Source organism: Desulfitobacterium hafniense DCB-2 (assembly GCF_000021925.1).
Classification (GTDB): Bacteria; Bacillota; Desulfitobacteriia; order Desulfitobacteriales; family Desulfitobacteriaceae; genus Desulfitobacterium; species Desulfitobacterium hafniense.
On the sequence record NC_011830.1, the window covers coordinates 3,776,681 to 3,799,899 of the forward strand.

Annotated in this window: 23 protein-coding genes; 2 read left to right on the forward strand and 21 right to left on the reverse strand. The window is 45.9% G+C overall.

All coding sequences use genetic code 11. The features are described 5' to 3' along the window. Nucleotides 1-10: 10 nt before the first annotated feature. From DHAF_RS24780 to DHAF_RS17820, 21 genes are all read right to left on the reverse strand, one after another. The gene (locus DHAF_RS24780) at nucleotides 11-526 is read right to left on the reverse strand and encodes a pilus assembly FimT family protein (RefSeq protein WP_015944659.1); all 516 of its coding nucleotides are present in this window, start codon (nucleotides 524-526) and stop codon (nucleotides 11-13) included. A 15-nt stretch (nucleotides 527-541) separates the two neighbouring features. Next, the gene (locus DHAF_RS17730; protein ID WP_015944660.1) at nucleotides 542-1,747 is read right to left on the reverse strand and encodes a type II secretion system F family protein; all 1,206 of its coding nucleotides are present in this window, start codon (nucleotides 1,745-1,747) and stop codon (nucleotides 542-544) included. A gap of 43 nt (nucleotides 1,748-1,790) precedes the next feature. After that, complete coding sequence (locus DHAF_RS17735; RefSeq protein ID WP_015944661.1) at nucleotides 1,791-3,512, reverse strand: GspE/PulE family protein; 1,722 nt, start codon at nucleotides 3,510-3,512, stop codon at nucleotides 1,791-1,793. Between the two features lie 147 nt (nucleotides 3,513-3,659). Continuing rightward, nucleotides 3,660-4,121 carry a type II secretion system protein gene (locus DHAF_RS17740; RefSeq protein ID WP_015944662.1) on the reverse strand — a complete coding sequence of 154 codons (462 nt, stop codon included), beginning with the start codon at nucleotides 4,119-4,121 and terminating at the stop codon, nucleotides 3,660-3,662. Nucleotides 4,122-4,303: 182 nt separating this feature from the next. Then, nucleotides 4,304-4,534, reverse strand: coding sequence for a DUF4911 domain-containing protein (locus DHAF_RS17745; RefSeq protein WP_015944663.1), 231 nt, complete (start codon nucleotides 4,532-4,534; stop codon nucleotides 4,304-4,306). Nucleotides 4,535-4,591: 57 nt separating this feature from the next. After that, nucleotides 4,592-5,884 carry a peptidase U32 family protein gene (locus DHAF_RS17750; protein WP_015944664.1) on the reverse strand — a complete coding sequence of 431 codons (1,293 nt, stop codon included), beginning with the start codon at nucleotides 5,882-5,884 and terminating at the stop codon, nucleotides 4,592-4,594. 143 nt (nucleotides 5,885-6,027) lie between these two features. Next, entirely contained in the window at nucleotides 6,028-7,053 is a 1,026-nt protein-coding gene (gene mltG / locus DHAF_RS17755) for an endolytic transglycosylase MltG (RefSeq protein WP_015944665.1), read from the reverse strand. A gap of 141 nt (nucleotides 7,054-7,194) precedes the next feature. Beyond that, complete coding sequence (locus DHAF_RS17760; protein ID WP_015944666.1) at nucleotides 7,195-8,502, reverse strand: VanW family protein; 1,308 nt, start codon at nucleotides 8,500-8,502, stop codon at nucleotides 7,195-7,197. A gap of 138 nt (nucleotides 8,503-8,640) precedes the next feature. Next, complete coding sequence (locus DHAF_RS17765) at nucleotides 8,641-8,946, reverse strand: DUF1292 domain-containing protein (RefSeq protein ID WP_005810865.1); 306 nt, start codon at nucleotides 8,944-8,946, stop codon at nucleotides 8,641-8,643. A gap of 86 nt (nucleotides 8,947-9,032) precedes the next feature. Beyond that, nucleotides 9,033-9,461, reverse strand: a complete 429-nt coding sequence (gene ruvX, locus DHAF_RS17770) for a Holliday junction resolvase RuvX (protein WP_005810863.1) — start codon at nucleotides 9,459-9,461, stop codon at nucleotides 9,033-9,035. 31 nt (nucleotides 9,462-9,492) lie between these two features. Then, on the reverse strand, nucleotides 9,493-10,458 hold the full coding sequence (locus tag DHAF_RS17775) for an aldo/keto reductase (RefSeq protein WP_041271988.1): 966 nt from the start codon (nucleotides 10,456-10,458) through the stop codon (nucleotides 9,493-9,495). 54 nt (nucleotides 10,459-10,512) lie between these two features. Further along, complete coding sequence (locus DHAF_RS17780) at nucleotides 10,513-10,764, reverse strand: IreB family regulatory phosphoprotein (protein WP_011460321.1); 252 nt, start codon at nucleotides 10,762-10,764, stop codon at nucleotides 10,513-10,515. Nucleotides 10,765-10,861: 97 nt separating this feature from the next. Further along, a complete protein-coding gene (gene alaS / locus DHAF_RS17785) occupies nucleotides 10,862-13,489 on the reverse strand; it encodes an alanine--tRNA ligase (RefSeq protein ID WP_015944668.1) in 2,628 nt (875 codons plus the stop codon). 423 nt (nucleotides 13,490-13,912) lie between these two features. After that, entirely contained in the window at nucleotides 13,913-16,111 is a 2,199-nt protein-coding gene (locus DHAF_RS25805; RefSeq protein ID WP_080518285.1) for an RCC1 domain-containing protein, read from the reverse strand. Nucleotides 16,112-16,719: 608 nt separating this feature from the next. Further along, the gene (locus DHAF_RS26810; protein WP_370736977.1) at nucleotides 16,720-16,995 is read right to left on the reverse strand and encodes a hypothetical protein; all 276 of its coding nucleotides are present in this window, start codon (nucleotides 16,993-16,995) and stop codon (nucleotides 16,720-16,722) included. Between the two features lie 160 nt (nucleotides 16,996-17,155). Beyond that, nucleotides 17,156-17,722, reverse strand: coding sequence for a hypothetical protein (locus DHAF_RS17795; RefSeq protein WP_015944670.1), 567 nt, complete (start codon nucleotides 17,720-17,722; stop codon nucleotides 17,156-17,158). 206 nt (nucleotides 17,723-17,928) lie between these two features. Then, nucleotides 17,929-19,173 (reverse strand): IS4-like element ISDha2 family transposase, encoded by a 1,245-nt coding sequence (locus DHAF_RS17800; RefSeq protein ID WP_015943229.1) that lies wholly within the window; start codon nucleotides 19,171-19,173, stop codon nucleotides 17,929-17,931. A gap of 245 nt (nucleotides 19,174-19,418) precedes the next feature. Further along, nucleotides 19,419-20,240 (reverse strand): hypothetical protein, encoded by an 822-nt coding sequence (locus tag DHAF_RS17805; RefSeq protein ID WP_015944671.1) that lies wholly within the window; start codon nucleotides 20,238-20,240, stop codon nucleotides 19,419-19,421. Between the two features lie 239 nt (nucleotides 20,241-20,479). Next, nucleotides 20,480-20,920, reverse strand: a complete 441-nt coding sequence (locus DHAF_RS17810) for a hypothetical protein (RefSeq protein ID WP_015944672.1) — start codon at nucleotides 20,918-20,920, stop codon at nucleotides 20,480-20,482. A 93-nt stretch (nucleotides 20,921-21,013) separates the two neighbouring features. Further along, complete coding sequence (locus DHAF_RS17815) at nucleotides 21,014-21,751, reverse strand: DUF4367 domain-containing protein (RefSeq protein ID WP_015944673.1); 738 nt, start codon at nucleotides 21,749-21,751, stop codon at nucleotides 21,014-21,016. Further along, on the reverse strand, nucleotides 21,744-22,121 hold the full coding sequence (locus DHAF_RS17820) for an RNA polymerase sigma factor (protein WP_242659900.1): 378 nt from the start codon (nucleotides 22,119-22,121) through the stop codon (nucleotides 21,744-21,746). Before DHAF_RS17820 ends, DHAF_RS17815 begins: the two co-directional genes overlap by 8 nt. A gap of 447 nt (nucleotides 22,122-22,568) precedes the next feature. On the opposite strand from DHAF_RS17820, the gene DHAF_RS17825 reads away from it, so the two are divergent. Together DHAF_RS17825 and DHAF_RS17830 are read left to right on the forward strand one after the other, a co-directional pair. Beyond that, entirely contained in the window at nucleotides 22,569-22,847 is a 279-nt protein-coding gene (locus DHAF_RS17825) for a type II toxin-antitoxin system RelB/DinJ family antitoxin (RefSeq protein ID WP_005810843.1), read from the forward strand. After that, a complete protein-coding gene (locus DHAF_RS17830; protein ID WP_005810841.1) occupies nucleotides 22,840-23,112 on the forward strand; it encodes a type II toxin-antitoxin system YafQ family toxin in 273 nt (90 codons plus the stop codon). Before DHAF_RS17825 ends, DHAF_RS17830 begins: the two co-directional genes overlap by 8 nt. Nucleotides 23,113-23,219: the final 107 nt, after the last annotated feature.

The window sequence follows — 23,219 nt, forward strand, 5'->3', positions numbered from 1 at the left end:
CAAATGCCGGTTAGGGCCAGACCATGAACAGATGTCCTGTCTTTTTCTCAATCTGAATTCCCACCCTGCGCCCGCTTCCCGCCTCCAGCCAAATCGTTCCGCTCTGGGATACAAACCCCCGATGGTCATAGAACAGCCCATGGCCAAGGGTCTCACCGCTCCCCAATCGAATCTCTGGCAGCCATAGGTTGTCGGCATCATCAGGCTTAAAGACAACCCCCATATCAAATCCATAGCTCTCCACCGCCACACCCGGGCTGCTTACACTCTCGAAAAGAGATACTCTCTCCGCCGTCAGCAGCACATAAATTGACTTTCTCCGATCCATAGACAATTGCTTGGCATATTTAAGTTCAGCCATAACGGCCTGGGCGGAGCTTTCCAGCCGGTACTGCTCCCTCACCCCTTGATATTTGGGTACCCCAAAAGCCATGATAATGCCGATCACCGTGATCACGATCAGCAGCTCAATCAAGGTAAAGCCCCTCTCAGCATTTCTATTCCCAAGATCAGGCATCCATGGCATACTCCACTCTCCCTATTACTGAGTCCCTGTCGCCATGCTGAAGATGGGCAGGGCGATGGCAATAATCATGCCCCCGGCAAAAATACCGATAATAACGGTAAATACCGGTTCCACCAAGGAGATCATCCGGGCTATTCCCAGCTCTACCTTTTTATCGTAAAGATCGGCGACTTCCTCCAGCATTTCTTCAAGTCGGCCCGTCTCTTCACCAATGGATATCATCTGAACCACCAAAGGATCAAAGAATTTCTCCTGTCCAAAAGCCTGCGTCAGGGGTTCACCCTTAATAATCCGCTCCCGTATACGCGCGATTCCCGTCCGTGATACTTCATTGCCCACAATGGTCTCCATGGAGTTCAGAATCGGAACCATGGGAATGGAAGAATGAAGAAAGAGGGCAAAGGTCCGGCTGAATCTGGAGATCACAATATTTTTTATATTTATCCCCAAAATTGGCATACCAAGCATCAGGGCATCCCGATAGTAACGGTATTTCGGAATTTTAAATAACCAATTCAAACCAAAAACTAACCCGATCAAGCCGGCCAGCAAATAGATGCCATAATTGGAAAAGAAGTCGGCAGTGTTAATAATCATCCGGGTGGGTAAGGGCAGACTTTGACCGCTTTCCGTCAGCATACCTGTGATCTCCGGCAAGAGGAAATTCATGAAAAAGAATATAATGCCAATAAGCACTGTCAGCAGAATAACCGGATAGATGGAAGCACTTTGCACTTTCTTGCGGATATAATTCTCCCGATCGTAATATTCCGCCATGCTGGTCAAGACAGATTCCAGGTTCCCGCTCTCTTCCCCTACGGCCACCAGATTGATCAATAAATCCGGCAAGGCGCCCCGGCAATCCCGCATCGCTTGGGAAAGGGAATCTCCCCTGCTCACTCCCCGCACGATGATCTCCAAAACCTCCTGCAATTCCTTATCTTCCAGCTGAAGCTTGAGAACCTCCAGCCCCCGGACAAGATTAGCCCCGGAGCGAACCATCATCGCCAGCTGGCTGCAAAAAGCGGAGATAGATTCATACTTGACCTTAGTCATAATTCTTTTATTAAGCAAAGCGTTTAATCCCCGGGGTTCCAGCAAAGATATAACCTGCCAGCCATTTTCCTGAATCATCCGCCTGGCCGCCTCATAATCCGCTGCCTCTAAAGTGCCTTCGGCGACACTCATCTGCTCATCAATTACTTTGTACTTAAACCGCATCTTGCACCCCCCGCAAGGAGGAAATTTCATTTACCTTATTGTATCATTCATTGACATAAGTAACGCGGAGAAGCTCTTCGATGGTCGTCACCCCATTGAGCACCAGATCCGTCGCTGATTTTTTCAGTGTAATCATCCCTTGACTGATGGCATATTCCCGCAATTCGTCGGCTGTGGCCCCTCTGCTAATCAGATTTCTATGTCCGCCGTAGATGGGCATAATCTCGAAAATAGCGGTACGGCCTTTATAGCCTGAATCATGGCAATAGGGGCATCCGGTTCCCCGTCTCAGCTTTAAGGGGAAATCCTGAGAGAGTCCTAAAAAGGCATAGTCTTTGAGCTCTGCCGGGTATTCCTGGACACAATTGGGACAAATCTTGCGCACCAAACGTTGGGATATAATTCCAACTACCGAAGCAGAAATAAGAAAAGGCTCGATCTCCATATCCACCAGGCGGGTCACCGCACTGGGAGCATCATTAGTATGAATCGTGGACAGGACAAGATGACCTGTCAAGGCCGATCTCACCGCGATCTCGGCAGTTTCGTTGTCCCGCATCTCTCCCACCATGATGATATCCGGGTCCTGACGGAGAATGGAACGCAAGCCCTTGGCAAAGGTCAACCCAGCCTTGGGATTAACCTGCATTTGATTGACCCCTTTAAAATTATATTCCACCGGATCTTCCAACGTGATGATGTTCTTCTCCGGGGTGTTCAGCTGATTCAGTGCCGTATATAAGGTGGTGGTTTTACCGCTTCCTGTAGGGCCGGTAACCAGCACGATACCGTATGGCTTCGCAATCAGTTCATCAAAAAGCTCCAGATTATGGCCTTGAAGGCCAAGGGAGGCCTTTTCTAGGATCACCGAACCCTTATCCAGAATACGCAGCACCACCTTTTCTCCATACATGGTCGGTGCCGTGGAAACCCGCAGGTCGATCATCTTCCTGCCCACCAGATAGGTGATCCGCCCATCCTGAGGAAGCCGCCGTTCGGCGATGTTGAGATCCGCCATAATCTTAACCCGGCTCACCACCGGCCCGGTCATCCCTACAGGAGTGCGCATAATCTCCCGGAGGACCCCGTCAATGCGGAAACGAACCCTCAGCTCATCATCCACAGGTTCGATATGAATATCGCTGGCAAAGTTATTGACCGCATTCTCAATAATCGTGTTCAGAAACTTAATGATGGGGGTGGCCTCTTCATCCGCCGTCTCCCCTCCGGCCTGCACCACCGTCAAGACAGGAGTTTGAGCGGCGGCCGCCACTTGATCGTGGCCCTTCTGTCTGACAAAATCGCTAACCGCTTTTTCCGCCTCACTGCGACCGTAGAAACGGTCAATTGCCCGGAGAATATCCGCTTTTCTGGCCACACAAGGCTTGACCATCATCCCGGAGGCCAAGCGAAGGTCATCGATGGCATAATAATCCGTCGGATCGCTTGTGGCAACAAGTAGTTGCCCATTCGTAAAATCCACCGGCAAAACGGTATATTTGCGGGCGACCGACTCAGGGATCATTTTTAGAATTTTCTCCGTGACGAAAATTCGGTTAAGGTCAACCGCAGGGAGGCCCAATTGCCTCTGGATAGTGCGAAGGATTTCTTCTTCTGAGACAAAATTTTGACGGATGAGAACTTCGCCAAGGCGCAGCCCCAGGGATTTTTGCAGCTTCAGTGCTTCATTAAGCTGTTCTTCCATCAGCGCGCCACCGGCAATGAGAATTTCGCCAAGGCGCTTGCGTTCTTGTCGGATAGCCAAAGGTAGTTCCCTCCTTTATCTATTGCGGGGCTTTGTGGAGTTATGAGGGCGCTAGAGGGGGCCTAGATCGGTCTGATCCAATAATCACTGCCAGTATGACAAAAGGGTGTTTAGCGCAAACACCCTCTTGTCACGATATCCTGATACTTAATTTGGACTGATATCATTTTTATATACAACATCTGCAGTGCTGGTACCATTAGCGTATCCTGTTATGGTAATTTTAAATGGGCTCTCAGCTACATCAATCGCGACTACTCCTGTAGAAGCAGTAGCCGTCGCGCCAACACTAACCGCAGCCGTTGTAGGAGCAAGCGGGTTATTAAGCTTTTCTTTAGGATTTGTGGCCGGTGAAGTAGTTCCGACAAATTGAGCTGTTAGATCGCTTATAGCTGTCCCATCCTGATCACTCGCTCTCGACCATCTATCTATATTAGCTGCAACATAGGCTTCTACAGACTTCGCATTAGTTACCACTCCCGCAGCCTTTGCCGAATCCTTCACTCCGCTCATCTTCGGCACCAAGACCACTGCCAAAATCCCAATTACTGCGATAACAATCATAAGTTCAATCAGTGTAAATCCGCCGTCTTTTCTCCGTTTAAACATTTGCCTCTCCCCCATTAGTTAAAATTTTAGCAAAGTCCTTAAGTCCAGCCTGTTTTATGTATTCCAACCATGAGCATGGCTCTATGACCTTATAAGTTCAGGACTTTAGGCCCATTCACATTAATAGTACATTTGTACTTATTCTAAGTCAATAGGCCAAAAAAGGGGATCGAGAAGAAAATTCAGTTTTTAAATGCGACCTCAAAGGGCATCCCTTCCAGAGCCTTTTTCAAATCCGGCCAAGTGTACTTCGTCGTCTGAATCAGAACCTCCCCGGCATGACGGTCCGTAGTGGTAACGACACCCAGATGCCCAAGGCCTTCCACATATTTCACCAGCATCTGTATCTCTGATCGGGGCACCTGAGCCTTGATAAGCACATCGGAATCAGCATAAGGTATCTCTCTATTCATTGATAGTTTTCCTTTCCAAACTTATAACCAATTGTAAATCTCATTTAGATCTCGGACTCATTTCTTATCCTTCTTCGCTCTCCTCAAGATAGCAAAAGGGGGCAAAGGCCGGGGCAGTTCCAGCTTAAGGATCTCCTTGGCATGACGGGCAACGTCCACTTCTTCCCCTTCTACCGTGTGAATGCCTTTGACCTCAAAGGTCCAAGGTTCTTCATGAGGTGAGAATACTTCAATAAGCTCCCCTTTTTGGAAATGATAGCGTTGTTCCACCCAATATCCTTGACTGAATTCATCTTTGACTAAAGTCGGAATTTGGGGATGTTCCCGATTATCTGCAGCTAAGCCAAAGGCGACAAATTCATAATCCCGGATATAGTTGGAGCTCTCAATATTATGGGATTCTGCTCCAGGCTTGCCAAAGAGGAATCCCGGTGAATAATCCCGATGACTGACCTTGTCCATTTCTTCCAGCCAGCTGGAGAGTTTGGCTTTAAAGGCCTCTTCCCCTTGTTCCCAAAGGGTATCGATAGCCTCCCGATAAACCTTCACGGTGCTGGAGACATAATGGATGCTCTTCATACGCCCTTCAATCTTATAGCTGTCAATACCCAGTGGCTTCAGCATGGGCAGATAAGGAAGCAAACAGAGATCATGGGAATTAAAGATATAAGTGCCCCGCTCATCTTCCTCTACGGGAAATACCTGACCGGGGCGTTTCTCTTCCACTAGGCCATAGCCCCAACGGCAGGGCTGGGTGCATTCCCCCCGGTTGGCATCTCTTCCGGTGAGATAATTGGAGAGCAGACATCTTCCGGAATAGGACATGCACATGGCTCCATGAATGAACATTTCCAGCTCCCCGGGTACCTTCTCCCGTACTGCTCGGATCTCTGCCAAGGTCAGCTCCCGGGCCAGAACAATCCGCTCCAATCCCTGCTTCAGCCAAAAGTTTATGCTGTAAGAATTAGTGCTGTTCATCTGGGTACTGAGGTGCAGAGGAAGTTTAGGGGCCGCTTCTTGAGCCAAGGCGATGATGCCGGGGTCTGAGACAATGGCTCCATCGGCACCTAAGGACTCCAATTGTTTCAAATACGCAGCCATTTCTTCAAAATCCTGCTCATGGGCAAAGATGTTTACTGTCACATAGAGCTTGCGGCCGGCATGGTGGGTATACTGAATAGCCTCAGCCATCTGCTCCATGGTAAAATTCCCCGCATAAGCTCGCAGCCCGAAGGCAGGCCCTCCCATATAGACCGCATCTGCCCCATAGGCGATGGCGAATTTCAACTTTTCATAATCTCCTGCCGGCGCAAGGAGTTCAGGTTTCCTGGATTGGTTTTGCTCTAACATAACGGTTCTTTCAACCTCTCTGTATTCAATTATAGCTTAGCCGTGTAAAAAAATGATATGGTAAAGGTTATCGTTTTCTCAACTTCCCTGTTCATTGCCTTTACTTGGCCGTTGCTGCACTCCTATTTTTCTAGTTCCTATACTTAATTCATATACTTGGCCTGATTCTGCAAATGCTCCTGATGGGTTTTCGCATAAATCGTCTCACCACTTGGAGTAGCTAAGAAGTATAGGTAATCGGAATCCGTGCTGTTGAGCACTGCATCCAGAGAGGCATGCCCAGGACTGGCAATGGGGCTGGGCGGCAATCCCGGATACTTATAGGTGTTATAAGGAGACTCCACCTGGATATCTTCTAAAGAGAGGATATATTTCTGAGTTCCCAGTACATATTGAATGGTGGCACAGGATTGGAGGGCCATGTCGATCTTGAGGCGATTAAGGAAAATTCCGGCGATAATCGGACGGTCCGCATCCTTGCCTGCTTCCTTTTCTACGATGGAAGCGAGATTCACCCACTCCCGCAGCGTAAGATTCATTTCTGCCAATTTAGTCATCACTTCCGGGGTTATTTCCTGTTCAAAGCGTTTAAGCATTCGATTGATGTTTTCCTTAGGACCGGCCTCCGGAGCAAAGAAGTAGGTATCAGGAAAAAGAAAACCATCCAGCCGGTTCGGTCCCGCAGGGATATCGGCAAGAAAAGAATAACTGAAAGGCTCGCTTTCAATAACCCTCTGATAATCCTCTTTGCTTCCCAAGTCATTCTTTACAAATAGATCAATAATCTGGGCTGTCGTATATCCCTCGGGAATGGTGACCTTTACAGTATGCACGTCAGGTCCCTCAAGAATCTTATTAATCATTTCCTGGGGGGGCATTTGGGCGGAAAGCTGGTACTCTCCCGCCAGCAGCTTGGAATCCACATTTTGCTGACTGGCCAAAAAGCGAAAGGCCAGGGCATTGCGGATAAGCCCCTGATGTTCCAGTTCCTGAGCAACTTGAGAGGCATTCATTCCCGGAGTTATCATAAACTGCACTTCTGCAGCATTGCTTCCTTCCTCAGCGTAGGGTTGGCTCGCCCAGTTCCACCAAGCTGCGATTCCTGCTCCCGCAAGAACTGCCATAATAAATAAAGTACTGAGCAGACCTTTTAACCAGCGTCTTCCCATTCTCTCACTCTCTCTTTCGCATCCTGTATTTATCACTGGATTAACCTTCAGTGGGGGGTGAATCCCCCACTGAAGGACGTTCCGTTCAATGAACCCTTAAAAACTGCACCGCTTCCGGCAATCCTCCACCAACCTGCCGCTTTAATCAGCACCTATTTTAAGAATTCTATTGGTGGGGGCATAGCTATCACGGCTTAAGAGCTGCCTCGTCTCTTTGCCCTGGGCATCGGTGACAATCTTCCAGGTCTTCACGATATATCCCTTACTCCCGCTTTGTTGTTGAATCACCGCACCGGGAAGCAAGTCCGGATCTATCTTCCGTACGGTATGATAATTCAATTCCTTCTCGATCTCCTTCTCAAAACGAACTTTCACCCCTGTTTTTTTACCATAAATCTTAATCGTAAGATTTCCTGCTTCTACTTTGGTGCGAAAATAAAGATAGGATGAACTATCATTGCGCAATTTCAAATCAAGATTGGGATAGTTGATCGTAGCATCCTGACCCAGAGGAATATAAGCCACCACCACCGCATGAGGGTGCCGTTCCACTATGGACAGATTCGCCAGCAACGCAGCATTATATAAGGTAGAGGATACCTGGCAGATTCCTCCCCCGATTCCCTTGACATACTCATTGTTGATGACGATATAGGCATCCTTAAAACCCGTCTCCGCTGTCCGCGGTCCAATAGTTCCATTAAAAGAAAACGTTTCCCCGGGTTTTAAAACGGCTTTATCCATTTTCTTCGCCGCCGTGATCAGATTAGCGGTACGGTTTTTATCACCGGCATTGTATTTGGTGGTGTATTCACCGATGACGCCGTCAAAAGCTAAGGCTTCCAAGGACTCTGTAGTGACAGCAGCCGGAATCTCTACCCCTGTCAGGGAAATTCTCTTGGGCAAATCACCCAAAGATACTTCCTTAATCTCATCAAAAAAAGCATCCACATTGATGGCTTCCCCGGAAATGGCCGGGGTAATCTTAAATTGATCATTCTCAATCTTAAAAGAGGCATCCACCGCAGAACGATTAAACTCTGCAAGCTTCTCGTGAAGAACCTGATTGGCCATGACATAATCGATAGCTAAAACGCTTTGGTTTTCTTGACCGGTGTTCTCCAAGAGATTCTGCCAAGTTCTTTCAAAATCGAGAGTAATACCAAGCTCTTCCGGTGTCAACTGAATCTCTGTCTCATTGTACACTAAGAAGAGGTTTTCTTCCAGTTTGTCCTTTGACCAACTCCTAATCTTCTCCTTGGCTTCCTCCTGCATCATCCCCCCTAATTCCAAGTCATCTAAAACTATGCCTGGAGGAAGCTGGTTTGGGTCTCTGGAAACGGCTTCTGGGGTAAGATTCAATAGGCGAGCTTCATTCATAGTACAGCCTGTAAGGGCCAGCAACGCCAGTATTAAAAAATAGGAGCAGTACTTCCACCTTAGGCTCATCATCTTTCCCCCTTAGCACTGAACATTTATTTTTTGCTTTTCTATAGGGTCTGCAATTTGCCTAAAAAATATTGAGCAAAAATAAAAAAGCAGCCGATTCGATATTCACCGAACCCGACTGCTTTAAACAGCTGGTTTTTATTCTTCTTCCATGCTTTCCCAAGCATCTGCGACTTTTTCCCACTCTTCATCATCTTCGATATCCAGGAGCATTTCATTGCCTTCAGCATCTTTGCCAAGTTTGAGGATGATCGCTTCATCAGCTTCTTCGTCTTCTTCAGCACTGATAGGCATTAAAACAAAATATGTAGACCCTTCAACTTCCAACGTATCAAGATGGAGAAATTCATGATCGTTTCCTTCATCATCAGTCAGAATAATTGTGTCAAATTCTTCAACGTCATGCTCGTGGTCGCAGTTCGGACCATGTGTATGTTCAGTCATTTGATTCACCTCTTATTAAAGATATAGTCATTGTACTCCCCGGGGGGAGGAATGTCAAATACATCTGGGTATTTCTAATTTCTCATCTATTCCTTATTCTGCCCATTTTTTTGCCTTATATAATCCAGGTACCCCTGTAAAATAAAGACGGCTGCCATCTTATCGATCACTTGCTTGCGTTTGGCCCGTGATACATCTGCTTCCAGCAAAGAGCGCTGGGCCCCCATGGTGCTTAAACGCTCATCCCATAGAGTGACCGGCAACCCAAATTCCTCTTTAAGAATCTGGGCAAATTCCTCGGTGGCCTGGGCACGAGGCCCCAGCGTACCATTCATATTTTTCGGATAACCCAAGACAATGTGGTCTACCTCATAGTCCTGAAGCATGGTCTTTAGCTCCTCAAGCTCTTTTGGGGAGCGGCGGATGGTCTTTACCCCCTGGGCGGTAAGGAGCATAGCATCACTCACTGCCACTCCGATGGTCCGTTCACCAAAGTCCAGACCCATAATTCTCATTTAATCACCCCCGCTTCAGACAATTTTCTACTCAGACGATTTTCAGGCAAAAATGCGGACAGACTCTTCCGCAATACCCACAAAGGACACACTGACCGGCTTCCACTACGGCTTGCACCATCCCGCCCCCGACCACTTCTTCCAGAGATAAAGCGCTTTGGGGGCAGGCTTCACAACAGCGGCCACAGCCTTGACACCAATCCGCTATATAGAGCTTCCGTTCCCTATAAGTAACGGATTGTCTTAATTCTTCAGATATCTCCTGACCGGCGAGATATTTCAGATTAAAATCCACTTCCTCGACACTGGACATACCTAAGGCCATAGCTTGAATCCAAGGGATGCTGCGGATAAAATCCAGGGCTTCCTGGGGATGAGCCGCCAAATGCCCTCCGCCAAAGATTTTCATGGCATAAATTCCGATCCCCAGCTCAGAGGCAAACCGAATGGCTGCCAGCATTTCCTCTAAAGTACCGTCGATGATGCCTAAGCCTTGATGATTGATGATAGGATGGATCACATCGATGTCCGGGAGGAGGGCACCGGCCTTCACCGCATCCACAGCATGAGTGGAGATGCCGATATACTTCACCCTTCCATCCCCTTTGGCTTTCCGCAACTCTTCCCATGCCCCCTGATGTCCTTTGAGGGTTAAAGCACTCTCTTGTTCATGAAGAAGAAAGAAATCGATGACATCCCGATTGAGTTCCCTTCTTGCTTTTTCAATACTTGCGGACATCTCTTGTGCTGTGACCGAGTAGGACTTGCTTACCAGCTTAACTTCCGGGTGATGCTGAAGGGCCTGGGCAATCTGGGAATAATTATCATATATTTCGGCGGTATCGATCCAATCAATTCCCTGCTCTAAAGCATAGCGAAGAACGTTCACTCCCTCCGCCAGGGATACACGCCCTTGCAGGGGAGAAATAGCTAAGCTGCCAAAACATACTTCAGATACCAAGGGACCATGCCAGCCCAACGAGACTTGCCTCATCATCGCTTCCCTTTCTCACACAGAAACCCTCACCTTGAAGTGAGGGTTTCCTAAAAATTACTTCTCTTGCAAATACGAACGAACAAGCTCTTCCAGAAGCTCATACCGCTCCAGCTTCCGTATAAGGGATCGCGCTTGATTGTGGCTGGTGATATAGACCGGATCGCCCGACATTAAATATCCTACCAGCTGATTGATCGGGTCGTATCCCTTCTCTTCCAGAGCCACATACACTTGCTGCAAAATTTCCTGGGGTGAAACATCCCCCCCCTGAGATTTAAACATCATAGTGTGTTCTAAACGGTCCATTGGCGTTCCCCCTTTGCTTCCACGTATCAGAAACCATTGTTTTTATTTCTCTTTGGAGAAGTCATTTTCCTTTATTTCAGGATCAAAAACTTACATTTTATTTTATATGGCTTTTTATAATCCCAGGGACCTGATCGAGAGCTTCCCCTAATTTAGCGGCATCTTTTCCCCCTGCTTGGGCCATATCAGGGCGGCCGCCACCGCCACCGCCGGTGATTTTGGCCACTTCCTTAATAATCTGCCCCGCATGAAGCCCCCTTAAACCTACCGGTGTGACAACGGTTACCCAGTTGACCTTTCCTTCCACAGCGGCCCCCAGAACGAGGACACCGTCCTTCATTTTATCCTTTAAAAGGTCCGCTGTATTGCGGAGTGTATCCATATCCTGAGCGGAGACTTTAGCCGCCAGAACAGGTACCCCTTCCACATCCTTGACCTGTTGCAGGAGAGATTCCACTTCGGATTTGGCCACTTTGGCATTAAGCTGCTGAACTTCCTTCTCCAGATCCTTGACCTGGACTAAGAGTCCTTGGATGCGCTTGAGCAGATCCGAGGGCTGGGCTTTGAGAAGTTGGGCCGCGTCGAGAATCTGGTCATTGAGGGAACGCATATATTTAAGAGCTTCCGCGCCTGCCACGGCTTCGATCCGCCTTAAGCCTGCTCCGATCCCACTCTCAGAGATGATCTTGACCAAGCCGATATCTCCGGTAGCATGAATATGGGTTCCTCCGCAAAGCTCCAGGGAATAATCTCCCATGGATACAACGCGAACGGTATCCCCGTATTTTTCTCCGAAAAGGGCCGTGGCCCCGCTGGCCTTCGCCGCATCCAAGCTCATTTCTTCAGCCGCAACAGGCATATTGGCCAGTACCGCCTTGTTCAAAAGATCCTCTACCCGCTGCAACTCAGCGGAGGTCAAGGCGGAGAAATGGGTGAAGTCAAAGCGGAGACGATCCGGCGTGACCAAGGAACCTGCCTGCTGAACATGCTCTCCCAATACAGCACGGAGAGCCGATTGGAGAAGGTGAGTGGCACTGTGATGACGGGCTGTAGCCAGCCGCAGATGTTCATCCACCAAAGCCTCCACTTCATCTCCGGTATGCAAGACCCCCTGGGTGAGCAGGAAGCGATGATAGACGGTTCCTGTAACACCCTTCTTCACTTCGATAAGCTTTGCCTCAGCCCTTAGGCTGCGAATCAGGCCACTGTCGGAGATTTGCCCTCCGCTTTCGGCATAGAAAGGAGATTCCCTCAGGAAGATCAGGACTTCGTCTCCTTCGGCAGCATCCTTAACCTCTTCTCCATCCCGGAATAGTGCTTCCACCCTAGTGTGGGCAGCCAGTTCATGATAACCCAGGAAGGGCGTCGTGCCCAAGGCCTTGGCTTTTTCCGAGATGGCGGCACTTTCTTGAACTGCTTTCATCTGCTGGGACTGCTCTTTAGCCAGACGGCGATGCTCTTCAGCCGCAGCATTAAAGGTTTCCATATCCACACTCATCCCTTGTTCGATGAGCATCTCTTCTGTCAATTCCACCGGGAAGCCATAGGTTTCATAGAGATAGAAGGCATCTGCCCCACTGAGCATGGTTTCTCCGGCTTCCTGAAGGGTTTTGACTTTGTCCTGAAGAATTTGCGTTCCTTGCTCTAAAGTGGCCTGGAAGTTCTTTTCCTCTAAGCGCAGATGATTGAGGATGAAGTTTTCATTTTCTTTAAGTTCGGGATAATGATGGCTGTAGTCCCTCTGGATGATCAGGAAGATCTGCTCCAGGAAGGGTTTATCAATACCCAGGAGACGGGCATAACGAATGGCCCGGCGCAGAATCCGGCGCAGTACATACCCACGGCCTTCACTGCCCGGACGGATGCCATCGGAAAGCATGAAGGATACAGCCCGGGTATGGTCGGCAACCACCTTCATGGCAACATCATTTTTCGGGCTGTCATGGTAAGGGATTCCGGAAAGTTCGGATACTTTATTGATGATCGGCAGGAATAAATCCGTATCAAAATTGGAAGCCGCGCCTTGCATGACAGAAGCGATCCGCTCCAGACCCATCCCAGTATCGATATTTTGCTTGGGCAACGGGGTAAGCAGGCCGGACTCATCCCGGTTATACTGCATAAAGACGAGATTCCAGATCTCCAGGAAGCGATCGCAATCGCAGCCTAAAGCACAGTCTGGTTTACCGCAGCCCCGGCTTTCGCCTAAATCCACATAGATTTCCGAGCAGTAGCCGCATGGTCCCACAGGACCGGCAGCCCATAAATTTTCCGGGTCATATTTAATCCGCTCCGGAGATACGCCCGTCTTTTCGATCCAAAGATTTTTAGCTTCTTCATCTTCCGGATGAACCGTAATCCACAGCTGATCAATGGGCAGCTTCAAGACCTCGGTCACAAACTCCCAAGCCCAGGGAATGGCTTCAGCTTTGAAATAGTCACCGAAGGAGAAGTTCCCCAACATTTCGAAAAAAGTATGATGGCGGGCTGTTTTACCCACTACCTCTAAGTCCGGTGTACGGACACACTTTTGTGATGTGGTAGCACGAGGAAAAGGCGGCTCCACTTTGCGCATAAAATAGGGTTTAAAAGGAACCATCCCGGCTACAGTAAGAAGCAAGGTAGGGTCATCCTTGGGGATCAGAGACGCACTGGGTAAGATTCTATGTCCTTTGGATGCAAAGAAGTTTAAAAACATGTCTCTAAGCTGGTTACCTGTATACATTTTATTTCCTCCCTATGCAATTTGGTTTAAAAATAGATAAACCCGCCCCCTGAATCAGGGACGGGTTAAATTACCGTGGTACCACCCTGCTTACTCATCCGGAGGCCAGAGCCCTCTCTTGAGAATGAGTCGCTTAGCGACAGTTTACTGTCATCGCATTTAACGCATGCCTCGTCAAGGTTTTCCTCGCCCTCGGGAATAGCCTTCATACAGAATCCCTTAGCTTCCTTTCACCCCTGAAAGCCTCTCTATAAAGGAATTAGGTATTACTCGTTCCGTCATCAGTTTACATCTTACAAATTAATCTAAAGTATAGCGGAGGACCCGGGTGCTTGTCAACTTTCATCGCCATCATTCACTCCAAAACCTGTCCAAGAACACGACAACGTTGTCGCGTTCTTGGACATCCTTTGTGTACGGCCCTTATTTCTTATAGCGGTAATCCACCTTCACCAGAAACTCGTTGGTTTTCATCCCTTCCTGAATCCAGGTGTCATAGACCATGTACATAGCCTCTTCCCCGGCCGCATAAAAAATCCCTTCCCCCGGGAAAACTGTCCTTATTATTTCAGGATAATGGATCTCGACCGGTATATAGGGTTCCATTAAGTTATATCCCCAGTAGTAGACTTTCCCGTCATGGGTTAACGCCAGAAAATCGCTTTCCCGGGGCGAAACTACAAAGTCTTGGACATTTTCCAGGAAAATCTGAGGCTCTTGTTTGAATCTAAATCCCCAAGCATACAGATTTCCCGTTGCCGATAAGACAAAATTGTCGTAGGCCGTCGATTTGGCTTTGATGACTTTTTCCGGCAAGGCTATTTTTTGGTACTTAAGATCCTGTGTCTGAACATCCGGCATATACATTTCCTCGGCAAATTTGTTTTGCCAAGTTCCCCACTGGTAGACTTCGCCTTCTGCAGTCAAAGCCAGCCAATAGCTCCGGCTGGGAAATAGCTCGGCAAAGGGAACCGGCGTCTCGAGTTTAACCGGACCGGCTGCATAATCCTTGGTCCCGGTCGCCAAACTGCCGTAGGTATTATCTCCCCACATATACCAGTTCCCACTCTCGGCTAAAGCCCCTGTGCTGTACATGTCGCTGCGTATTTTGGTTATTTTCTCGGGCAGGGGAACTTGGGTTGGCGTCAGATACCATTTGTTTTCCTTATGGTCATGGCCGAGTGAATTGAGTTGGCTTAACCCCCAATTGTACACTTCACCTTTAGCGGTCAGTACGGTAAACGTAAAGAGTCCCGCTTCGATTTGGGTGATCGCTTCCGACATGGGAACATAGGTTGGCTCCTCATGGCTATTCGCCGTTGCTGTTCCCAGCGTTCCCATGTCACCAGGCCCCTTGGTAAACACCCGGCCTGATTCTGTAAGAAAGGCTTCCATGGTTGCCGCGATCGCGACTTCCTGGCTAAACTCCGGAATAATAACCGGGTCCGGATTGGCTACGACGGATTGCAGATCGGCTACGGTCGGCGTGTCCCGGGATGTCTGATCTCCGGTCATCAGCTGTCCATAATCATTAGCGTCAAAGGCATAGAGCTTGCCGCTTTCCCCAAGGGCATCGCTGTGGTGAAAGCCGGTAGCGATCAACGTGATTTTTTCCGGAAAAGCGATATTTTCCGGTGATAGCACCTCTTTCCGATCCGCCAGACCTAACTGATTCCTGGCATTATCCCCCCAGGCCAACACCTTTCCGGAGCGGGTCAGGGCCAGAATATGGCTGGGTCCCACGGCGACATCCCGGAGCGGGTCTTCGGCAAAGCTTCTGAATAGGGGGACCTTGCGCAGTTGATAATCGCCGCTGGCCAGTTCACCCCGAAAATTATCGCCCCACAGATAGAGAGACCCTTCCGCTGTCAACAGAACGCAAAACAATCGGCCGGCCGCGATCTTGACGATTTCTCCCGGTGTATAAGGGATTGCACCGAAAATGTTTTCGCCAACCGGGCCAAAGAAGGTTCCGTCGTCCCCTATGCCCATAATTGTATAGTTAGAAATATCGATCTTGCTTATTTTTGGGGGAATATACCGCTTGTTTTCTTTCCCGTCAACAATCGGAAATGCCCGACTTTGCGGCAAGGGAACCGCTTGATAGATCGGCTCATAATTGAGATCTTCCAACGTCACCAGCCCTAACTTGCTTCCCCAGCCGTACAATACGTCCGACTCCGTGAGTCCATAAGAAGCGTACCAGCCTAAAGCGAACTGAGTCACTTTTTCCTGTTCCTTGATTTGATAGCGTATGGGAGTGGGGACAGCCGGCTCAGCGCTGTTCTCAGCCTGACGGCATCGGTTATCCCCCCAGGTATAGAGTGTGCCGTCTTGGGTAAGGGCGAAGGCCGAATCGTCGCTGACTCCGATTTCGCTTACCGCCTCAGGAAGGAGAACTTCCGTCAGCTCATAGCGATCCTCTGTATCACCTACTCCCAATTGCCCGGAAGAGTTTTTGCCGATGGCGCGGACTTTCCCCGTGTCATAGAGAAACAGAGAAAAATCGTTGCCGCAAGCTATTTGCACAATCTTTTGTTGTTGAACCTGCTGATCGGCGCATCCCCCTGATAATAAGGTAAGCAAAATCAGCATCACCATAAGCTTCATTCTTTTTCTCATTCAATTCTTTCCCACAAAAATTATTGCCTTAGGCGGGTCAACATTACCGGTCCATCCAGTTGTTCCGATCGTATAGCCTGCTCCCAAGTTTGATTTAATTTTAATATCACTTCCTATAGAGTCAAAATCAGCCTCTGCTAATTAATAGATTCGAAGAACCTGCTTGTATTAAAAGCTCACTGTTGTCATACCTTAATGAAAAGGTTTTAGGACCATCCGGGGTGCTTACTGTAGCAAAAGCGTTATTCGAATACGATCCTAAATGAGCGTATACCACCCGCAATGAATACATTTGGCCGGTTGTTGGTACCAACACCATAATCCTGCGTGTACATTCCGGATGTAATCGGTTTCGTCAATCTGTTATTATTGGCATCTACAAACTAAGGAATGTAGATGTTCCCTTTTTGTATAAATCCATTCTTATAGCCGGTTGGCGTTTTATACCTTATATTGTATGCTATAAGCCGTATAAAGCGTATCCTCTTTTATTTTATATAGAGAGTAGAGACGTTCAAGCTTATTTCGGCTCCCCCCTATTGTGTACCTACTCAATCAATATGTTTTTGCAAAATATTTAAGTTATCCACATCCACATATTCGTGTGCCTACACATTTTGGAGCAATTCACTTGTAGATAACCCCCCAAACCTGCGCAGTTGATAGGTCTCAACTATTTCCATGTGCCTAAAATGCGATTTGACTGTCGAACCCGAGCGGTTGTCTCCCCAAGTATAGAATACGCCGTCTAGGGTTAAAGCCAAAGACGAATCATCGCCGACCCCGATTTCGCTTACTTCCTCGGGAAGGAGAACTTCTGTCAGAGCGTAGAGGTCCCCCGTGTCGCCCCCGCCTAGCTGACCCGAAGTGCTTGTGTCAAGTATTCACAAAATTTGGCGATATCGAATTTTGGAAAGATACGCCCTTGAGAGGGAAGCCTGACCGAATGGAAGGCTTTTTCTCAAAAAAATCGGACGACCTGGATTCTTATCAACTTGCTCTTGACATTTTCTCTTCACCTTGTGCTATTTGATAGGTAACCACTCAATTAATTATGTCCATAATCTTTTGACTATTCACTTTATAAATCTCAATCTGATCTTTAGTTGCTTTATCCAGTTCAATATAAGATATTTCATCGAGTAATTCAGAAATTGTCATTAATTCTTCATGTCTGCTCTTCAGCGATTCAATTTCTTCCGTCTCTTTTACAAGATTCTTTAAGTATTCATTAAGTTCCACAATAACAGTAACAGCTGATTCTTGTAATTCAGTGACTACAATTTTATCAAAAGTTTGAGGCATATTAGGTTTATTTGTGCTATTTATCAACAAGATAATTTGAGCATTATCATATGTATATCCTTCGAGTAATCCATGCAAATAGCTTAAATCTAAAGCCGTTTTAGCTTTCAAAGCATGCTCAACTACATTTTGGTATTCCCATAACTTATTGTGGTATTCAAAATTAAAAACACTATGCATTAAACTGTAATAATGGGATTCAGTGACACTGACGGGTTCTATTTCGTTAGTATGCTTATTACATCCTGAAATGAAAGCTACAAAAATGGATAGGATTAAAAACAAAGTATACTTTTTATAATTCATATTTCAAATTCCTCCATAATACATTCTAGTTAAAAACAGTAGCGTTGCATTAAATTAAGATGGTTACTGTCAAGGGAAAATTCGCCTCAGGTCTCCTTCAATTATTTATCATAATTGGTGTATACAACCATCCGAGTTTACTCCCCTCAGTCCAAAGAAAGACCAGGCAACAGATAGCCCTTTTCCACATTTTTACACATATTATCTCACAGAATCACAGGGTCATATATCAAGTCATTTAACCATCCTGTGTCTTCCTCAGTGATGATGTAATGCTCTGTCATTTGGTAGATCTTTTCATGGTTAATCCTTTTGGCAGCTTTCCTTCTTCGTCGTCGGAGTTTTTCTAAAAACTCCTCATAGCTCTCAAAGAGACAGGTAATCAGTAGTCTTTGCAAGGTGAGCAAGTCTCTTGGATATTCCACTTCAAGTTTAAGCAGCATTAAAGAACAATAAGTCATCAGTGCTAATAGAATTTGGTTGGTTACTGCGGTTTCGCTTGTACCGTAAAAGTGTTTAATTTGAGCGTGCTGCTTGAGCCATTTAAAGAACAATTCAATCTGCCAGCGATAACGATAGATCTCACCCAGTTCTTCGGCACTTAGTTCAAAATCATTGGTCAAGATCGTAAAGGGTTCGTTGATGGTATCATCTATGGTCACTTCCCGGAGGGTATGCTTCATTTTTCGGGAACCTGTTCCTAGGATGATATCCACGTCTTCCTCGATAATCCCATCTTCTTCTACGGGACGCTCAACGCCTGTAAACTCCATGATTGCGTTGTTTTTGAGACGAGTAACAAAGCGTATCCCTTTTTCGCAGTAATCATCAAATAGCTCGTAGTCCACATAACCTCGATCAAAAATATTGAGGGCATCCTTATCTTCAACAATAAGTTCATCCAGCTTCTTGCGATCGGCTATTTTGGCTGGGGTAATGACCACTTCATCGGGTAGAGCTATTCCATCAAAGCTTAAGCGTAGATGTATTTTTACACCGGCTTTGCTCTTTCTGAACACGGCCCAGGGATAACGGGAAAGGCATAGGCTGATAGTCGATGCGTCAATCATGTACAATTTACCGAGTTGCTGCCGAATCTTCCCATACCCTTGCTTTTGAGCTACTTTGTGTAAAGTGCGCCTAAAGAGCATTTCCGAAACCTTAGTAGGCAAAGTCTTTAACCTTCGAGAAATCTGACTGTGACTAATGCTCTTTAAACCGATGGCTTGACCAAGATTGTCACTTAGAACGCTCGTACTGATCTTTCGTAAAGCTCTGTATTCTTGAAGTTGTGCGTTACTAATGAGGAGAGTGAGTTGATTTGTCTTTAGTTTTTGGGTCCTGCGATCGAGGTCTGGGACCTGCTGATGGATATCTTTCCATAAATCTTTTGAAAAAAGCGGCTGAAAGGCTTGCATAAATGTGGAATGCGTAGTATCCTTGTCCTGCATTTTAAATCTCCTTATAATTTGAGATTTGGGCAAGGACTACCCTATCTCTTATTATAAGGATTTTTTATGTGTATTTACAGTGATAATCAGGAATATACGCTGATTTCGGGTCTATTTGCTTAAATTTAGCTAAATTTGAGCTTTGACATTTTTGTTGTTAGCTTTATGCAACGCTACTGAGTTAAAAATAAGCAAAATTAAATGCTAGTTGTAACTAGCATTTAATTTTATGATTGATGATTAGCTTATGGCAGATTTACTGCATTAATATCACTTTTGTACCAAATAGTTTCCTGAGGAGCCCAGTTTATTTTAGCACCTATAGAACCTTTAACTATCCCAAGTCCGGAAAAAGTGACTGAGGGATCAAGTGTCCCACTAAACGTAAAGTTAGTAAAACTATGTTGATACTCAACAGCGAAATCTAAATACCCAGAAGCTATTGGAGTAACATATGCCGCTACATATTGTTCAGGAGTTAAAATAGAATATCTATAGTCATATGAATTAAAGACTAATGTTCCATTGTATGCTCCTGCAGGGCTTTTGAGACTATTGTAATTAGAGTTAGATGTATTATAAGAGTAGAAATCACCTTTTGAACTGTCCCAAGACAGTGTGATAGAATCGTATGATGCTGGAAATTGTTCAGCAGCCGAAGGTTTATAGTAAGCAAGAAGCCTGTAGAATGGGTCTCCAATTCTTTTTGTAGCTGTAACATATATATTTAAATCTCGGGCTTCAAAACCTTGGGTTATAATTTTTTCGTCCGCCTTTTTAGGCGGCTGAATTATAATCCCAACTTTTAATAAATTATCAATTTTAGTAAATTCCTTATCTCCTGTTAAATATGCAACGATAAAATCGTCAAATTCTTTGTCCGTCAATGAATTTACTTTTTGGGATAAATCAGCAATATTTTCATTGTTAATATTTTGGGAATCAAGCTTTGAAATTTCATCGACTAATTCCGGCAAATTATTTTTCGAAATAATCTCAGCCGATACTGGAAAAGACATGAAAAACAACAAGAATGTTGCTAACATCAAAGTAGCCGTTTTTTTCATACTAAACCCTCCATTCAAATGTGGAAATAATATTTTTCAAGAAAATTTATCATTCATTGACCCTTCTACTCAGAATAGCGCCTACTAGAAATTCGACACTAGGATCAAATAAAAAAACTGCCATCCAAAAATATACATAGGTAACATAATTCTCGCCTTTAACAAGCGGCTGCAAGCTCAGCTTAACTATCATCTTCGTGGCGATGGGCCCATTACACTACAGCTTTTCCTCATTCATCTTAATACGAATAGGTCGGACTTACATAACTCGATTGCTCAACCATCACTCCATTCTTATACACTTTGACACTCGATGCCATATGGTAGGAATACCCGCTCATAACATACCATGTTTCTGAGAGACCACAGCTGGCACCCGCAGATGTCTTTGACCAATTTTTGACGCTTGTCCAATTCCCATTCCTATACTGCTGCAAATCTGCCTCAATCCTTATCTCGTCGCCATTCCGTGCACTTGCGATGACCTCTACCAATGCTATCCCATTGGGTTCAATGTAGAAGTCATTTTGGTACTTTTGAAGATAGGTCCAATAAGGCTGAATGATTCCCCCATTGGCGGCTTGTGTCCATGAAGTTCTTTCGTCAGCTAAAATGGCTGATGGAATTGAACTTACTAAAAGAACCGCTAATAAAACCGCTGTTATCCCTCTTTTCCTCATTAATCAATACCTCCTTTCTTCGCTTTTTACGGTTCTACTTAATAAACGAATCAGAGAGGTGGTTTATAACACATTTCTCAGAGTAAAATTAACCTATTTTCCTACACTTTTCGCCATTTTAATCAATTCCTCCCTTTCTATTTCCGAAGCAAGATAAAAGGAATGCTCTTGATCATGCCATACTATCGTGGTAAAGCCCTCTTTTTCAGAAATCAGACCCTCCACACCGTGGATTAGGACTTTTCCCACTTGAGCTTCTTCCGTATCAATCATTAATTCCATGGTCTCACTGGTATACTGGTTAAATTCAATCTGTTCACCCTGTTCATTAGCATAATAGATGATTTTAGTTGATGAATAGGTTTCCGTATTGACGATCTTAAAACCTGACGGAATATATTCTGGGATATACACATTGCCCAAATGCTCAGGTACCCCTTCCTTTTCCGGACCAGGCAGAAAACGGATCTTCGTAAATTCGTCCTCTGCTTCAATCAGGAAATTCAGGATTTTGACTCGGGCCGCTTCACTGGTGGCTGCCAGCACGCCCAGGCTTAGGCACACTGCTAAGAAAACCACGGCAACCTTGGCTAGGATTTGGGAGCCCTTTTTGCCTGCTTGTAAAAAATCCTCTTTCAGTTGCCTGCGCCTGAAAAACTTTTTCATACGAACATCTAACTCAGGGGGAAAGGTGTTCTCTTGATAAAACTTCTCCTTTTCGGCATCAATCGTGTCCAGCATATGGTCCTTATAGCAATTGGCTGCATATTCCATAAGAGCATCCATCATTTTTTCCTGAGCAGCTTCCTTAGGAGATAAAGGCTTATTCATGGTCCGGTGCCTCCTTTCCTTCTGTCAGCATCTCTTTCAGCTTCCTGCGTGCCCTGCTGAGTCTCATCCTCGTATTCTCCAAGCTGATCCCCAGCATCTCAGCCAATTCCTGATCGGGTAGTCCGTAAATGTATTTTAAGAGGATGATGTCCCCGTAAGCATTCGGCAATTCGTCGATCTTTTTCTGCAGGATATCAAACATTTCCCTGTTAATGATGTCATCTTCAATTGAGACAGCCTCATCACCGACTAAATTCTCTATTTCATCTAAAGATGAATCCTGGCGGCTCCTTTTGCGCCCGATATCAATAGCTGTATTTTTAGCGATAGAAAAGATGTAGGCTCTATCTTTTTCGTCTATGGTGTCCATCTATCCGCTATTTTTATAAAAGTCGTATGGACCGCATCCTGAGCCAGGTGATAGTCTTTTAGGATGCTACAAGCTAGGTAAAACATATCCTTGTTATATAGGGAGTAAAGGCGTTCAAGCTTATTTCGGCTCCTTCTATTGATTTTAATCAAAGAAAAAAACTTCACTTCGACTCCCCCCTTGCTAATCGTCACAACACTTAACAAGCCTTCATTTGCTTAAATTAATAATTCCACCCCATTAAGAGATTTCCTCCCACAAAATCCAAAACCTCCCTATGCCTTCAGTGTGGTACAGGGAGGTTTGGTTTCAGTTCTTTGATTTACTATTTTGGCTGATGGTGGTCGCCATGCCGGCACACTTCCGGCTGCTTAAAAAACAAACATTTATTGACAATGCAAATAAATATTCATACAATATAGTAGTAAACGTAAAGGAAGTGGTGCTATGGCGCAGACCAATATCAATATTCGTATGGATGAAAACCTGAAGCAAGATTTTGACAGACTATGTGGTGAATTAGGTCTAACTATGACCACTGCGTTCACCATTTTTGCAAAAACCATGGTTCGGCAAAACGGAATACCCTTTCCTGTTTCGTTGGATATGCCCAACGAGGAAACACTGGCGGCGATCAACGAAATACAGCGCATGAAGCAGAAGCCGAATAAAAAACTTTACTCCAACTTCTCTGAGCTTCTACGCGAGGTGGAGACAGATGTATAAAATCTTCCCTTCCACCCAATTCAAAAAGGATTTGAAGCTCGTCCTCAAGAGAGGATACAACATGAATCTGATGGATGAGGTTGTGACAACACTTGCACAAGGAAGAACGCTGCCTGACAAATATCGTGACCACGCCTTGAAGGGAAATTATGAGGGATGCCGAGAATGCCACATCACACCGGACTGGCTCTTGGTTTATGAGCTTACGGAAAACGAACTGATTTTGTATTTAACCAGAACAGGAACGCACAGTGATTTATTCTAAAGCCGGGGGAGCTATGAAGTTGAGGTTGACGCTCGGCGAAAAGTTCCGTGACCTACACGATGAGAAGAAAATGAAACTGCATTTTATTAAGAGATTTCCTCCCACAA